The 14,412-nt window shown below is 73.6% G+C and carries 14 protein-coding genes; 7 read left to right on the forward strand and 7 right to left on the reverse strand.

Annotation, left to right across the window (positions count from 1 at the left end; all coding sequences use genetic code 11):
• The first annotated feature begins 36 nt into the window (after window positions 1-36).
• From pelF to ACE1OC_RS29105, 4 genes are read left to right on the forward strand one after another with little or no spacing between them, the layout of a single operon-like run.
• Complete coding sequence (gene pelF / locus ACE1OC_RS29090; protein WP_407839502.1) at window positions 37-1,551, forward strand: GT4 family glycosyltransferase PelF; 1,515 nt, start codon at window positions 37-39, stop codon at window positions 1,549-1,551.
• Window positions 1,548-3,173, forward strand: a complete 1,626-nt coding sequence (locus tag ACE1OC_RS29095) for a hypothetical protein (RefSeq protein WP_407839503.1) — start codon at window positions 1,548-1,550, stop codon at window positions 3,171-3,173. Before pelF ends, ACE1OC_RS29095 begins: the two co-directional genes overlap by 4 nt.
• 49 nt (window positions 3,174-3,222) lie before the next feature.
• Entirely contained in the window at window positions 3,223-3,918 is a 696-nt protein-coding gene (locus tag ACE1OC_RS29100) for a spherulation-specific family 4 protein (protein ID WP_407839504.1), read from the forward strand.
• Complete coding sequence (locus ACE1OC_RS29105; protein ID WP_407839505.1) at window positions 3,915-4,793, forward strand: endo alpha-1,4 polygalactosaminidase; 879 nt, start codon at window positions 3,915-3,917, stop codon at window positions 4,791-4,793. The genes ACE1OC_RS29100 and ACE1OC_RS29105 overlap by 4 nt, the downstream gene beginning before the upstream one ends.
• Window positions 4,794-4,841: 48 nt before the next feature.
• Here the strand turns inward: ACE1OC_RS29105 and ACE1OC_RS29110 are convergent, their stop codons facing one another.
• The 5 genes from ACE1OC_RS29110 to ACE1OC_RS29130 form a co-directional block, all read right to left on the reverse strand.
• Entirely contained in the window at window positions 4,842-6,023 is a 1,182-nt protein-coding gene (locus ACE1OC_RS29110) for a sensor histidine kinase (RefSeq protein WP_407841710.1), read from the reverse strand.
• Between the two features lie 71 nt (window positions 6,024-6,094).
• Window positions 6,095-6,838: a hypothetical protein gene (locus ACE1OC_RS29115; RefSeq protein WP_407839506.1), complete on the reverse strand. Its 744-nt coding sequence runs from the start codon at window positions 6,836-6,838 to the stop codon at window positions 6,095-6,097.
• Complete coding sequence (locus tag ACE1OC_RS29120) at window positions 6,835-8,568, reverse strand: phosphatidylglycerol lysyltransferase domain-containing protein (RefSeq protein WP_407841711.1); 1,734 nt, start codon at window positions 8,566-8,568, stop codon at window positions 6,835-6,837. The genes ACE1OC_RS29115 and ACE1OC_RS29120 overlap by 4 nt, the downstream gene beginning before the upstream one ends.
• Window positions 8,569-8,878: 310 nt before the next feature.
• Window positions 8,879-9,940 (reverse strand): nicotinate-nucleotide--dimethylbenzimidazole phosphoribosyltransferase, encoded by a 1,062-nt coding sequence (gene cobT / locus ACE1OC_RS29125; RefSeq protein WP_407839507.1) that lies wholly within the window; start codon window positions 9,938-9,940, stop codon window positions 8,879-8,881.
• Between the two features lie 94 nt (window positions 9,941-10,034).
• Window positions 10,035-11,240: a bifunctional adenosylcobinamide kinase/adenosylcobinamide-phosphate guanylyltransferase gene (locus ACE1OC_RS29130; protein WP_407839508.1), complete on the reverse strand. Its 1,206-nt coding sequence runs from the start codon at window positions 11,238-11,240 to the stop codon at window positions 10,035-10,037.
• A 104-nt stretch (window positions 11,241-11,344) separates the two neighbouring features.
• On the opposite strand from ACE1OC_RS29130, the gene ACE1OC_RS29135 reads away from it, so the two are divergent.
• Window positions 11,345-11,557 (forward strand): hypothetical protein, encoded by a 213-nt coding sequence (locus ACE1OC_RS29135; protein ID WP_250742535.1) that lies wholly within the window; start codon window positions 11,345-11,347, stop codon window positions 11,555-11,557.
• Window positions 11,558-11,650: 93 nt separating this feature from the next.
• Here the strand turns inward: ACE1OC_RS29135 and ACE1OC_RS29140 are convergent, their stop codons facing one another.
• Window positions 11,651-12,373 carry a class I SAM-dependent methyltransferase gene (locus ACE1OC_RS29140; protein WP_407839509.1) on the reverse strand — a complete coding sequence of 241 codons (723 nt, stop codon included), beginning with the start codon at window positions 12,371-12,373 and terminating at the stop codon, window positions 11,651-11,653.
• Between the two features lie 89 nt (window positions 12,374-12,462).
• Window positions 12,463-13,062, reverse strand: a complete 600-nt coding sequence (locus tag ACE1OC_RS29145) for a DUF3043 domain-containing protein (RefSeq protein ID WP_382971828.1) — start codon at window positions 13,060-13,062, stop codon at window positions 12,463-12,465.
• A 241-nt stretch (window positions 13,063-13,303) separates the two neighbouring features.
• On the opposite strand from ACE1OC_RS29145, the gene ACE1OC_RS29150 reads away from it, so the two are divergent.
• On the forward strand, window positions 13,304-14,098 hold the full coding sequence (locus tag ACE1OC_RS29150) for a PspA/IM30 family protein (protein WP_250742532.1): 795 nt from the start codon (window positions 13,304-13,306) through the stop codon (window positions 14,096-14,098).
• Between the two features lie 13 nt (window positions 14,099-14,111).
• Entirely contained in the window at window positions 14,112-14,390 is a 279-nt protein-coding gene (gene pspAA / locus ACE1OC_RS29155; protein WP_407839510.1) for a PspA-associated protein PspAA, read from the forward strand.
• The last annotated feature ends 22 nt before the right edge of the window (window positions 14,391-14,412 follow it).

Consider the following 14,412-nt stretch of genomic DNA (forward strand, 5'->3'; position numbering starts at 1 on the left):
GCCGGCCCCTTTTCCGTCCTTGGGGGGACACACCGCATGAGCCATGGGCGCCATGTCACCATGCTCACCGAAGGCACCTACCCGCACGTCCACGGGGGCGTCAGCACATGGTGCGACCAACTGGTCCGCGGCATGCCGGAGGTCGACTTCAACGTCATAGCCCTGACCGGCTCCGGACGCGAGCCGGTCACCTGGGAACTGCCGCGCAACGTCTACCGCCACACCAGCGTTCCCCTCTGGGGCGCCCCGCCGGCCCGCAGACTGCGTTCCGGCCTGCGGGGCAAGACCAAACGCGGTTTCGCCGAGACCTACGAGACCTTCCTGCTCTCCCTGCTCGACCCCGCGCGCGGCGGATTCTCCGAATCCCTGCGCGAACTGGCCCTGCTGGCCCGCTCCGGGCGCCTCGCCGCGGCCCTGCGCTCCGAATCGGTCCTGCGCCTGCTGATGACCGTCTGGACCCGCCCCGGCCTGGTCACCGCCGCCGCCGAGCCCACCATCCACGACGCGCTCACCGCCACCGACCTGCTGGAACACGCACTGCGCCCGCTGTCCGTACGGATCCCGCCCGACAGCGTCGCGCACGCCGTCAGCAGCGGACTGGCCACCCTCCCCGCGCTCGCCGCCAAGTACCTCGACCAGGTGCCCTTCCTCCTCACCGAGCACGGCATCTACCTCCGCGAGCGCTACCTCGGCTACCGCAGCGCCGAACAGCGCTGGCCCGTCAAGGCGCTCATGCTCGGCTTCTACCGCGAGCTCAACACCGAGGGCTACCGGCAGGCCGACCTGATCACCCCGTGCAACCAGTACAACCGCCGCTGGGAGGAGCGCGGGGGCGCCGACTCCGAGCGGATCCGCACCGTCTACAACGGCGTCGACCCGCACGCCTTCCCCGAGGCCGGCCCCGAACCCGAGGTACCCACCCTCAGCTGGTGCGGCCGCATCGACCCCATCAAGGACCTCGAAACCCTCGTCCGCGCCTACGCGTTCATGCGCGAGGAGCTCCCCGCCCTGCGACTGCGCCTCTTCGGCCCGGTCCCGGCGGGCTGCGAGGACTACAAGCTCAAGCTGGAGAAGCTCGCCGCCGAACTGGGCGTGAGCGACGGGATCACCTACGAGGGCCGCATCGACGACGTGGCCCGGGCCTACGGAGCCGGCTCCGTCGTGATGCTCTCCTCCATCAGCGAGGGCTTCCCCTTCTCCATCATCGAGGCCATGTCCTGCGGCCGCACCACCGTCTCCACCGACGTGGGCGGGGTCCGCGAAGCCGTCGGTGACACCGGGCTCGTCGTCCCGCCGCGCGAGCCCGAGACCATGGCCCGCGCCACCCTCGCCCTGCTCCGCGACGACGAACGCCGCGCGGAACTGGGCCGGATGTCCCGCAAGCGGGTGGTGGAGAAGTTCACGCTCCACCAGTCCGTGGACGGCTTCCGCCACATCTACCGCGAGCTCGCCGGCCAGCCCGTCCTGCCCGTCCACGTGGGCGACGAATGGACCCAGCGGCTCGCCGACCCCTGGTACAAGGAACTCGCCGCCGACGGGAGCCTGTGGTGAGCGGATCCCTCTGGCTCAAGCCGCCCGGCCCGGACGGGAGCTGGGTGGCCGTCGGCCACGCCGCGGCCGCCGGGCGCGGTACGGCGCCCGCCGCCGACGCGGCCGACGCCCTGCCCGGCATCCCCCGGCCGCGCCGCGAAGGAGGCGAAGGACGCGACGGACGCGACGGGCCGGCCGCCGACCCGATGGACGAACTCGCCGAGCGCCTAGCGGTGTTCATCGCCGCCGCCGTCCACCCCGACGAGATCGCCGCCGTCCTGGAATCCGACGGCATGACCGACGAACACATCCGCCTCGCCTACGGGCGCCAGGACTCCTTCGGCCTCGCCGAGGAGCTCTACGCGCGGGTGCCGCGCTCCTTCCCGGAGCCCGACCGGGTCCCCGACCCCTGGAAGGTGCCCCTCACCGCCTGCCTCCTGCGCGGGGTGATCTTCGCCCTGCCCGGGCTCGCCTACCTGCTGGGCGCGCCCCTGCTGGAGGGCCCCAAGGACCGGCTGGGCCTGCCCGCCGGGACGCTCACCCTGCTCGCCGGGGCGCTCATCGGCTGGGTCTGGGACCAGACCCTGTCCCACCGGGCGTACTCCTGGCTCGGCCTCGGCGACCGGGCCGCCGCCGGGCGGACCCTGCTCGCCGGAGCCCCCGCGGGGGCCCTCCTCGGTACCGCCGCCGCGCTGGCGGTACCCGGCGGGCCCCCCTTCTCCTACGCCTTCGCCGCCGGTCAGGCCCTGTACGTCGGGGCCGCCACCGTGCTGCTCGTCCTCGGGCGGGAGCGGCTGCTGCTGGCCGCGCTCGCACCGATGGCCGCCGGGGCCCTGCTCACGCTCCTCGTGGAACTGCCCGTCCCGGTCCGGGTGCTCCTGCTGACGGCCTCCCTCCTGGCCGCCTGCGCCCTGGCCGTACGGGAACTGCCGCTGGCCGACGGCGTACGGGCCCTCGTGCTCCGCGTCCGCGGCTGGACGGAGCGCCGGCCGGGCGAACGGGGTCCCGTGCGCTGGCAGATGCTGCGCGGCGCCGAGGAGGAGTACGGGCCGCGCGGGCCCCGGCTCGGGGACTCCGTCCCGTACGGGGTGTTCGGCCTGGGCACCGGTCTGCTCGTGCTGTACGCGGCCCTGGGCGAGGTGCTCGCCGGGGGCCCCGCCGAGGCGGTCGCGGCCCCCTCGGCCGTGGCGCTCACCCTCAGCATGGGCCCCGCCGAATGGCTGCTCCACCGGTTCCGCAGCGGCAGCCTCGCCGGGCTGCGCGCGGCGCGCTCGCCCCGCCAGTTCCGGCTGCGGATGCTCTCCACCCTGACCCGGTGCCTCGCCACCTACCTGGCGGTGCTGCTGGCCCTCGGCCTCACCGGAACCCTGCTCTGGCCCGGCGCGCCCGGCCTGACCGGGGTCCGCGTCGCCACCCTGCTGCTGCTCGGCGCCGTGATGTGGACCGGGCTGCTCCTGCAGTCCTTCGGAGCGGTCCGGCCCGCCGCGGTGGTCTGCGCCTCGGCCGCCTTCGCGCAGAGCCTGGCCCTGCTCCTGGGCCTCGGGCAGCCGCGCGCCGTGCAACTGGCCGTCGCCGGAGCCGCGGCGCTCGCGCTGGGCACCCTGGTCTGCCTGCTCCTCGGCCGGGCCACGGCCCACCGCTGACGGGGACCGCGCAGCCCGAGCAGCGAACACCGCACACCGCACACCCCCGATGCACGTGAACCCGTACGAGAAGAAGGACCTCATGCTCCTGGTGCCCCTCTACGAGCACCCCGCCGACCGCCCCGAGTACTGGGAGCGGCTCATCCGCTCCGCGGGCCGGCTGCACTCCGTGGTGCTCAACCCCGCCAGCGGGCCCGGCGAGGCCCCCGACGAGCGGTTCGCCGCCGTCGCGGAAAGGCTGCGCGGGGCCGGGGTGCCCGTCCTGGGGTACGCCGACACCGACTACGGGCGGCGCCCGCACGCCGCCGTGGTCCAGGACCTGCTGCGCCACCGCGACTGGTACGGCACCGACGGGACCTTCCTGGACCAGGCCGCGGCCGGCCCGGAGTTCCTGCCGCACTACCGGCGGCTCGTCGTCTCGGCGCGGGCCGCCGGGGCCCGTACCGTCGTCCTCAACCACGGAGTGCACCCGCACCCGGGCTACGCCGAACTCGCCGACCTGCTCGTCACCTTCGAGGGGCCCTGGGACGCCTACCGGGACGCGACCGCCGTGCCCCCGTGGACCGCCGACCACCCCGCCCACCGGTTCTGCCACCTCGTCTACGCCGTCCCGCCGGGCGGCCAGGCCGCCGAACTCGCCGAGCGGCTGGCGGCCCAGCGGGGGGCGGGGGTGCACTGCGCGGTCCCGGGGACCGGCGCGCACCCGTGGGGAACCCTGCCGTACGCCCTGGAGGCCGCCGGATGAGACCTGTGCCGACCCGTCAGCCCGCCCGTCAGCCCGCCGGCCGGTCGCCCCGCCGGTCCGCCCGCCGCCTGCTGGCCCTCGGGGCCGTCGCCGTCCTGCTCCTGGCGGCCTGCACCTCGGCCCCGGACGACGACGAGGAGCAGCCGGAGGACTTCTCGCCCGCCCCGGCGCCCGGGGAGCGCTGGCAGCCGGCCCCCGGGGTCAGCTGGCAGTGGCAGATCACCGGGAAGCTCGACACCTCGGTGAAGGCGGCGGTCTACGACATCGACGGGTTCACCACCACCAAGGAGCAGGTCGCCGAACTGAAGGCGGCCGGCCGGCGGACCATCTGCTACCTCTCCACCGGCGCCTGGGAGGACTTCCGGCCGGACGCCGGGGCCTTCCCGCCGTCGATGCGGGGCGAGGGCAACGGCTGGGAGGGCGAGCGCTGGCTGGACATCCGGCGGCTCGCGGAACTGGAACCGCTGATCGCCAAGCGGTTCGACATGTGCCGGGACAAGGGCTTCGACGCGGTGGAGCCGGACAACATGGACGCCTACCGCAACAAGTCCGGCTTCCCCCTCACCGCCGGCGATCAGCTGAACTACAACCGGCTGATCGTGCGGCTCGCCCATGACCGGGGGCTGTCGGTCGGCCTGAAGAACGACCTGGACCAGATCCCGGAACTGGTGGGGGACTTCGACTTCGCGGTCAACGAGCAGTGCGCCCAGTACGACGAGTGCGCACGGCTGACCCCGTTCGTCGTGGCCGGCAAGGCCGTCTTCCACGTGGAGTACGAGCTCCCGGCGAGCCGGTTCTGCGCCGCCTCGCGCGCCCTGAAGCTCAGCTCGCTGGAGAAGAAGTACGACCTCGGCGCCTGGCGGAAGGCCTGCTGAGCGGTGCGGTGCGGTGGCGCAGGGCCGCTCAGCCCACCGGGAGGCCCCTCAGCCCACCGGAAGGATGGCGTGCACCCGGTAGCCGCCCCCGAAGCGGGGCCCGGCGAAGCAGGAGCCGCCCAGGGCCACGGCCCGCTCGCGCATGCCGAGCAGGCCGTGCCCGCCGCCGGGGTCGCGGGGCTCCGGCGCGGGGTCCGGCGCGGAGCCGCCGTCGTCCAGCACGGTCACCTCCACCGAGCCGCCCACCCGCACCACGCTGACCTCGGCACCGGCCCCCGGACCCGCGTGCTTGCGGACGTTGGTCAACGCCTCCTGGATCACCCGGTAGGCCGCCAGGTCCACGGCGGCGGGCAGCGGAACGGCCGCGGCAGGGCCCAGCTGGACCATCACCTTCACCGGGAGCCCGGCGTGCCGGAAGGTGTCCACCAGGTCGTCGAGGACGGCCAGGCCGGGCGCCGGTTCGGTCGGCGCCTCCGGGTCGCCGGACTGCCGCAGCAGCCCGACGGTCGCCCGCAGCTCGTTCAGGGCCGACCGGCTGGCGTCCCGTACGTGGGCCAGGGCCTCCTTGGCCTGGTCCGGACGCTTGTCCATGACGTGCGCGGCCACCCCCGCCTGCACGTTGACCAGGGCGATGTGATGGGCCACCACGTCGTGGAGGTCCCGGGCGATCCTCAGCCGCTCCTCGGCGACCCGGCGCCGGGCCTCCTCCTCGCGGGTCCGCTCGGCGCGCTCGGCCCGCTCCTGGATGGCGTCGATGAACGCCCGCCGGCTGCGCACCGCGTCCCCGGCGGCCGCGGCCATGCCGGTCCAGGCGAAGATGCCGAGGTTCTCCTGCGCGTACCAGGGCAGGGGTCCGGCGAGCATGGCCACGCCCGTCAGCCCGGCCATGGTGAGCAGGCCGAGCTTCCAGGTGGTGGGCCGGTCGGTGCGGGAGGCCACCGTGTACAGGGCGATCACCGTGCACATGGCGACGGGCGCCCGCGGCTCCCCGGTGGTCAGTTCCAGCAGCGAGAGGCCGATGGTCAGCGCGAGCACCATGCGCGGCCGCCGGCGCCGCAGCACCAGGGCGCCCGCGCCGAGCACCATGAGGACGAGCGAGAACGGCTCGGGGGTGCGGGTCCCGAAGGTCGGCCCGTGCTCCCCGTGCGGGTCGGCGAAGGATCCGACGACCATCGCGACGAGCGCCCCGAGCGCCAGTACGGCGTCGGTGGCCAGCGGATGGTCCCGCATCCACTGCCGTGTGGGGGCGAGCGGCCCGAGGTGTGTCGTCACCCCGATACGGTACGGCCCCGCGCGCGTTCTCAGACCCGGGGCGGCGGGACGGGAGGCGTCCCGGGCGGGGCCGGGGGAGGGGCAGCGGCCGGGGGACGCCCCAGCGGGGCGCGGGAGCGCTCGGGTCCCCACTTGGCGCGGACCAGGCAGATCAGCATCACCGAGGCGATGGCGGCCAGGTGTTCCTTGCCCGCCAGGTTGTCCTTGAAGAGCAGCTCGCCGATCATCACCAGGATCACGAGCGAGCCGGTCAGGTAGGCCCGGTAGCGCCAGCAGACGTAGACGGCGAGTCCGACCACCGCGGCCGAGGGCCCCGTGTCGTTGACGATCCTGTCCGACACGGGCAGGCCGAAGGGGTGGTCCGGACCGAGCGAGAGCCCGATCCGCGCGTACGTGGTCCCGGCCAGGGTGGCCACGTAGCCGATGACCAACGTGCGCCACCAGCCGATGCAGATCTCCGCGATCCCGAAGACGAGGAGGATCTGCGCGAGCGCACCCCACACGGGCAGGTCCAGCGCCGGGACGAACAGCGACAGCGGGGTCCGCAGCAGGGCCAGCCAGAGCGGGTCGACGGCCTTGACCGACCCGAGGTCCTGCACCGGCTGGAAGCCCCATGACGTCTGCTGCACGATCTGGAAGACGGCGGTCAGGCAGACCGCGCCGAGGGTCATCGGGATCGCCCGCCACGTGTCGCGGACGAGCGCGTCCCGGACCGTCCGGTACAGGGGCCCCCACTCGCGGCGGGCGAACCGCCGCAGTGAGGCAGTGGTCAACGCTTGCTCTCCAGATGTCTGCGGTGCATCCACTTCGGCAGCCCGGGTGCTTCCAGGAAGCCCTCGGCCCGGCCCGCGGCGATCCCGATCCGCAGCAGGTCCGAACTCTTCTCGAAGAGCATGAACCGCGGTTCCCAGATCGGCCGGTATTTGGCGTTGGCCCGGTAGAGGGACTCGATCTGCCACCAGCGCGAGAAGAAGCTCAGCAGCGAGCGCCACAGACGCAGCACCGGACCGGCGCCGAGCTTCGACCCGCGCTCGAAGACGGAACGGAACATCGCGAAGTTCAGCGAGACCTGTGTGACCCCGATCTCCTTTGACCGCTCCAGGAGTTCGATGACCATGAACTCCATCAGACCGTTCTCGGAATCCCGGTCACGGCGCATCAGGTCCAGCGACAGGCCCTTGGGTCCCCAGGGGACGAAGGACAGCACGGCGCGCAGCTCGCCCTCGCCGTCGAAGCACTCCAGCATCACGCACTGGCCGTCGTCGGGATCGCCCAGCCGGCCCAGTGCCATGGAGAAACCGCGCTCGGTCGCGCCGTCGCGCCAGTCGTCGGCGCGCAGCAGGAGCACGTCCATCTCCTCGGCGGGGATGTCGGCGTGCCGGCGGATGCGGACGGTGTACCCGGCACGCTTGACGCGGTTGTACGCCTGGCGGACGGTGCGCATGGCGCGGCCCTCCAGGGTGAACTCGTCGGTCTCGACGATGGCCTCGTCGCCCAGCTCCAGCGCGTCCAGGCCGTGCCGGGCGTAGATCTGCCCGGCTTCCTCGCTCGCGCCCATCACGGCGGGCACCCAGCCGTGCTCGCGGGCCTCGGCCAGCCAGGGGTCGATGGCGCCGGGCCAGGCCTCGGGGTCGCCGATCGGGTCGCCGGAGGCCAGCGAGACCCCGCCGACGACGCGGTAGGTGACCGCGGCCTTGCCGGTGGGGGACCAGATGACGGACTTCTCGCGGCGCAGCGCGAAGTAGCCCAGCGAGTCGCGGTCGCCGTGCCGGGCGAGCAGCAGGCGCAGCTTCTCCTCGTCCTCCTCGGTGATCGGGTCCACGGCGCGGCGCGAACGGAAGGCCGCGAACAGGACGGCGAGCAGCAGCAGCGTGGACATGACGTTGATGGCCACGTCCACCCAGCCCGGGGTGGTGATCGCGTTGTACGCCTTGTCGTCCGGTGCCAGGGTGACCAGCCGCATCACGCCGTACCGCCAGCGGGCCAGGAAGGTGGCGTCCGCGGCGTCCGGGTCGGTGTTGGTCGCGCCGACGAGCAGGGCGGCGACCAGCGAGGTCACCAGCAGGCCGACGGAGGCGACCAGGCTGGCCAGCAGCGGGTTGGAGCGGTCGCCCTTGGCGTAGAACTCCCGGCGGCCCAGCAGCAGGGCGCCGACGAAGAGCGCGGTCAGCCCGAAGGCCACCCAGTTCTGCGGGTGGACGCGGAACTCCGGGTAGCAGAACTCGTACGAGCCCCCCGAGCACGGGGTGAAGGAGGCGACGGCGGCCATCGCGAAGGCCGCCAGCAGCAGCCCGCTGAGCACCAGGTTCAGGATCCAGGCCGCGCGCTTGCGGCGGCCCATGGTGACGGTGAGCAGCAGCGAGAACGCCGCGGAGGCGAAGCCCGCCGTGAGCAGGTACGGAGTGTAGAAATCGGCGGTGCTGTGCCGGCGCAGGTCCTGGCCGAGCGAGAACCACACCGCGCTGAGCAGGTTGACGAAGGTGACGGCGCGCAAGTACCACACCGCGAAGGTGGCGCTGCGCCGCGAGCGTACGCTTCCGCGGCCGGTGCTCCGGGTGGCCCCCTGGCCGGCCGGTGCGGCTCCCTGGGCGTTCCCCTGGGCGTTCGCCGGGGTGTTGGCCTGGGCGTTCCCCCGCCCGCCCCCCGGATTGTTTCTGCCGTTCGGATCCCCACCGGTTCCTCGGTCGGTCTTCCGATCGGTCTCTGCGCTGGTCAAACGGACCTCTCCCATAAAAAGCGATGATATGGGGCATCGCGGTCCGTGCTGGGGTCCCGAGGGCCGCGGCCTGGTCAGGACCGCGGGCCCCGGTGACTCATTCGGTCGGCTCGGCCGCTCGTTCGGGGAGTTCCGCCGCGAGTGCGGCGGCCGCCTGGACGAGGGGAAGAGCCAGCAGCGCCCCGGTTCCTTCTCCCACAGTGACGCCGTGGTCGAGCACGGGGTTGAGTGCCATCCGGTCCAGCGCCTTCGCCTGGCCGGGCTCCCCGCTGGCCTGTCCGGCCAGCCACCAGTCCGGGGCCCGGAAAGCGGCCCGCTGGGCCACCAGCCCGCAGGCCGCCGAGACCACCCCGTCGAGGATCACGGGGGTGCGGCGCACCGCGCACTGGAGCAGGAAGCCGGTGATCGCCGCGACGTCGGCGCCGCCGACGGTGGCGAGCAGCGCGACCTGATCCCCGAGGACGGGCCGGGCGCGTCGCAGCGCGTCGCGGATCGCCGCGCACTTGCGCATCCAGGTCAGGTCGTCGATCGGCATGCCGCCGCGGCCGGTGACCACGGAGGCGTCGGTGCCGCACAGGGCGGCGACGAGGGTCGCGGCGACGGTGGTCCCGCCGACGCTCAGGTCGCCGAGGACGACCAGGTCGGTCCCGGAGTCGGCTTCCTCGTCGGCGATCTGGATGCCGAGGAGCAGCGCGGCCTCGGCCTCCTCGGTCGTCAGCGCGTCCTCGACGTCGATGCGCCCGCTGCCGCGCCGGACGCGGTGCTTGGTGATCTCCTGGGGCAGCAGGTCGAGATGGCAGTCCAGGCCGGCATCGACGATCCGTACGGAGGCGCCGAGCCGCTCGGCCAGGATCGCCACCGGGCTCCGGCCGTCCAGGACGGCCCGTACCAGCTCGTGGGCGCCGCCGGCGGGACGTGCGGAGACCCCCTCGGAGGCCACCCCGTGGTCGGCGGCGAACAGCACGACGCGCGGCCGCTCGATCGGCTTGACCGGCACCCGTCCCTGGGCGGCGGCGAGCCACTCGGCCAGTTCGTCGAGCCGCCCCAGCGCCCCGACCGGTACGGCCAGCCGTTCACGGCGTTCCTCGGCGTCACGCCGGACGCCCCCGTCGGGGCGCTCGATCAGATCGGAGAAGTCGTCGAGATTCAGCGTGGTCATTTGCCAGAGGGTACAGCGGAGCCCTGCGGGGCTTGAACGGTCCTCGCACCCCGGGGCGTTGCCGTCGCCGGGCGGAGCCGCGTGCGGCGCGCGGCTATTGCTTCAGGGTCAGTGCCTGCCCCGCCACCACCAGGAGGACGTGCTCGCACTCCCCGGCGACCCCGGCGTTCAGCCGCCCCAGCTCGTCGCGGAACCGGCGCCCCGAGGCGGTCGGCGGGACCACGCCCGAGCCGACCTCGTTGCTGACCAGCACCACCGGCCTGCGGGTCGTGCGGACGGCCGCCACCAACTCCGCGGTGCGCTCCCGCAGCTCCGCGGCGCCCTTGTCCGCCCACACCGCGTCGTCCCACGCACCGACCCGGTCCATGGCGTCCGTGAGCCACAGCGCCAGGCAGTCGATGAGCAGCGCCGGCCCCTCCTGCGCCAGCAGCGGCACCAGATCGCAGGTCTCCACCGTCCGCCAGGACGCGGCCCTGCGCTCGCGGTGGAGCCCGATCCGCGCGGCCCATTCCGGGTCGCCCTCGCGGGTACCGCCCGTGGCCACGTACACGACCTCCGGGTAGCCGGTCAGCCGGCGCTCGGCCTCGTACGACTTGCCCGACCGGGCGCCGCCCAGGACCAGGGTCCGCCGCGGCACCTCGGGCGCCGGCCGGTACTCCCCGGCCGCCACCGTGGTCCCGTCCGGCACCGTCCGCGCGCCCGCGGCGGCGCACCGGCGCTCCAGTTCCGCGCCCGGCGGGGTGTCGTGGTCCAGGTGGACGGCGACCACGTCCGTCGCCGGGCCCACCGCCCCGCTGGCCCGCAGGCGCGCCAGCGCCTCCGGCCGGCCGAGCACGTCCGCGAGGACCACGTCGTACGGGCGCCGCCCGCTGGTGCCAGAGGTCCCGGCCGGGGCGCCGCCCGGCGGCAGGTACAGCATCCGGGCACCGTCCGGCCCGGTCACCTCGTACCCGGTGCCCGGCGCGTCCATCGGCACGGCCCGCACCCGGTGCCCGGAGATCACCGCGAGCTCCCGTCCGTCCGGCACCCGCCCGGCCGCCGGCAGCCCCGGCGGCAGCTCGACGGCGGGGCCGTCGTGCGGGTGGGTCAGCAGGACCTGCCGTACGGCGGCCAGCGAATGCCCCGCCCGGGCGCCGGCGAGCACCGCCCCGGGGGTCAGGTCCAGCAGCAGCGCCCCGTCCACGAGCACGGAGGTGGCGGCGCGCGCGCGGGGCCCCACGGAGAGCGCGCACGCGGCGCAGGGACAGCCGGGGCGGGGCAGTCCTTCGGGTGTGCCGGTGCCGAGCAGAGTGAGTTCCACAGGATGATCCTCCCGCGTCGCCGGGACTGCTGCGCGCCCGGTTAGTCTGCGGGCACACTCAAGGCGAGAAGCGTGTGAGAAGCGGACGAGCAACGGAGGCGGACATGGCGTGGACGTGGCGGTTCGAGACGGCCGACGGCAGTGAGACGAGCCCGTCGGTGGTGCCGGAGGAGTTCACCACGCAGGGGGACGCCGAATCCTGGATCGGCGAGTACTGGAAGGACCTGCTGGAGGGCGGTACCGAACAGGTGAAGCTGTCCGACGACAACGGGGTCCAGCTCTACACGATGAGCCTGCGCGAGGCCGCGGAACTCTGACCGGCGCTGCCCGGATCGGATCGGGTACGCGAGAGCCCGGACCCTCGAGGGTCCGGGCTCGGCGGTGTCCGCGGCGGCCCTGCGGCCCGGGGCTCAACCCCGTACGCCGCACAGGTGCAGCAGCGCGGCGACCCCGCGGTAGGGGTCGGTCCGCCCGGCGCGGTCCTCGGCGGCGAGCAGCCGCTCCAGTTCCGCGTCGGCGGGGAGCTTGTCGGCCGCCTCGGTGCCGTCGGTGAAGACGCGCACCCCGTACCAGGTCTGCAGCGGGGCGCCGATCCCCGACAGGGTCGCGGTCAGCGTGGACAGCCGGTCGGCCCGCACGTCCAGGCCCAGCCGGTTCGTGTAGTCGACGCCCTCGAAGGCCGCCAGCGCGCCCGTCCAGTCACCGTGCAGGCCCGGCCGCATGGCGAGGGCGTCGCCGTTGCGCACCAGCAGGGACAGCAGCCCGCCGGGGGCCAGCATCCGGGCGAGCCCGGCGAGCATGGCGTCCGGCTCGGGCACGTACATGAGGACGCCGTGGCAGAGCACGACGTCGAAGCTGCCCGGCAGGAAGTGCGCACCGGTCTCCCGGCCGTCGCCCTCCATGAGGCGGACGCGGTCCCGGATCCCGGGGGGCTCGCCGGCCAGTACCTCACGGGCGACGGCCAGCATGGCCGGATCCTGCTCCAGCCCGGTCACCATGTGCCCGGCGCGGGCCAGGCGCAGCGCCTGGGTGCCCTGGCCCATGCCGACGTCGAGGACGCGCAGCCGCTGCCCCACGGGGAAGCGGTGCGCGATCTGCTCGTCGACCTGACGGCCGACGAGCTCCTGGCGCACCGCGTTGCGGAGCCCGCCCAGGCCTTCCAGCCACAGCCGGGCCCCGTCCGCGAAGCCACCCCCGCCGAACGCTCCGGGCGTTCCTGGGCTCAGGGCCGTTCCCCGCGCTTGACCTGCGGCTTCGGCAGACGCAGCCGGCGCATCTGGAGGGTGCGCATCAGGCCGTACGCGACGGCGCCGCGCTTGGGCTCGTCCGGGAAGCGCTGGTTCAGGGCCTTGCGCAGGCGGATGAACATGCCGATGGAGTCGACGATGATCAGCGCGATGACGCCGAGCCACAGCAGGAGCGCGATGTTCTGGATGGACGGCACCCGCACCATGCTCAGCACCAGGATGATCACGGCCAGCGGCAGGAACATCTCGGCGACGGAGAAGCGGGAGTCCACGAAGTCGCGCACGTAGCGGCGCACGGGACCCTTGTCGCGGTTGGGCAGATAACGCTCGTCGCCATTGGCGAGGGCCTCGCGCTGCTTGGTCATCTCGACCCGGCGGCGCTCACGAGCTCGCTTGGCATCCTCCTTGCGGTTGCCGGTCGAAGCCACCACGGCCTTGCGCTGCGACTGGGCCACAGCACGCTTCGGCGTCGGGCGGCCCTTCGGGGCCTGAGGGTCACGGGACTGCGAGAGGTCGGCGCTCACCTTGTCGGTGGCGGCGTCCTTCTCTTCCTTGGAGGATCGGCTACCAAACACAAACCCAAGGGTACGTGGTTGTGGCCACGGGCCCCATCCCCGCCGGGAACGATCCGGCAACGGCGGGCGTCCTTCCTGAGGGAAGCACCTACTCCTTACGCCTGACACGGCGGACGAGCAGTCGTCCTGGAGGAGGAGCGCATCCCCGCTCGAACAGTGCGGTAATAGAGACAGGGCCCGTACTGTGGGTCTTGTTGGTGACCTGGAGCACAGTCCGTCTAGAAGGGGGCGCGCGAAGCCCATGAGCGGTGTCATGAAGCGTATGGGGATGATCTTCCGCGCGAAGGCGAACAAGGCCCTGGACCGGGCCGAGGACCCGCGCGAGACCCTCGACTACTCGTACCAGAAGCAGCTCGAGCTGCTTCAGAAGGTGCGCCGCGGCGTCGCCGACGTGGCGACCTCCCGCAAGCGGCTGGAGCTGCAGCTCAACCAGCTCCAGGGCCAGTCCAGCAAGCTGGAGGACCAGGGCCGCAAGGCGCTGGCCCTGGGCCGCGAGGACCTGGCCCGCGAGGCCCTGTCCCGCCGCGCCTCGCTGCAGCAGCAGGTCAGCGACCTGGAGGTGCAGCACCAGACCCTCCAGGGCGAGGAGGAGAAGCTGACCCTCGCCGCGCAGCGGCTGCAGGCCAAGGTGGACGCCTTCCGCACGAAGAAGGAGACCATCAAGGCCACGTACACGGCCGCCCAGGCGCAGACGCGGATCGCCGAGTCCTTCTCCGGCATCTCCGAGGAGATGAGCGACGTCGGCCTCGCCATCCAGCGTGCCGAGGACAAGACGGCGCAGCTCCAGGCCCGCGCCGGCGCGATCGACGAGCTGCTCGCCTCCGGCGCGCTCGACGACCAGAGCGGCCTCGGCTCCAAGGACGACATCCAGGCCGAGCTGGACCGCCTCTCCGGCGGGACGGACGTGGAGCTGGAGCTCCAGCGCATGAAGGCCGAGCTGGCGGGCGGCCCCTCCGCCCAGCAGTCGGCCATCGAGGGCGGCGCCCCGGGCGCCGGCCAGCAGTCGCAGACCCAGCACCGGTTCGACAAGCAGTAGGACGGGGCCCGTCATGATTGTCCGCATCATGGGGGAAGGTCAGGTGGAGCTGGCGGACAGCCACTTCGCCGAGCTCAACAAGCTGGACGACGAACTGCTCGCGGAGATGGAGAGCGGCGACGAGGAGGGCTTCCGGCGCACGCTGGGCGAGCTGCTCGCCGCCGTACGGCGGCTCGGCGAGCCGCTGCCCGACGAGGCGCTGGAACCGTCCGAGCTGATCCTGCCCGCGCCCGATGCCTCGCTGGACGAGGTGCGGGAGATGCTCAGCGACGACGGGCTGATCCCGGGCTGATCCCGCACTGACCCCGGGTCCC

It is taken from the genome of Streptomyces stoeckheimensis (assembly GCF_045822005.1).
GTDB lineage: Bacteria > Actinomycetota > Actinomycetes > Streptomycetales > Streptomycetaceae > Streptomyces > Streptomyces stoeckheimensis.

What these genes read in the sequence shown, in the direction of transcription:
- ACE1OC_RS29100 (WP_407839504.1), top strand. Translation starts at nt 3,223, where the DNA reads ATGCACGTGAACCCGTACGAGAAGAAGGACCTCATGCTCCTGGTGCCC.
- pspAA (WP_407839510.1), top strand. Translation starts at nt 14,112, where the DNA reads ATGATTGTCCGCATCATGGGGGAAGGTCAGGTGGAGCTGGCGGACAGC.
- ACE1OC_RS29105 (WP_407839505.1), top strand. Translation starts at nt 3,915, where the DNA reads ATGAGACCTGTGCCGACCCGTCAGCCCGCCCGTCAGCCCGCCGGCCGG.
- ACE1OC_RS29150 (WP_250742532.1), top strand. Translation starts at nt 13,304, where the DNA reads ATGAGCGGTGTCATGAAGCGTATGGGGATGATCTTCCGCGCGAAGGCG.
- pelF (WP_407839502.1), top strand. Translation starts at nt 37, where the DNA reads ATGAGCCATGGGCGCCATGTCACCATGCTCACCGAAGGCACCTACCCG.
- ACE1OC_RS29110 (WP_407841710.1), bottom strand. Translation starts at nt 6,023, where the DNA reads ATGCGGGACCATCCGCTGGCCACCGACGCCGTACTGGCGCTCGGGGCG.
- ACE1OC_RS29135 (WP_250742535.1), top strand. Translation starts at nt 11,345, where the DNA reads ATGGCGTGGACGTGGCGGTTCGAGACGGCCGACGGCAGTGAGACGAGC.
- cobT (WP_407839507.1), bottom strand. Translation starts at nt 9,940, where the DNA reads ATGACCACGCTGAATCTCGACGACTTCTCCGATCTGATCGAGCGCCCC.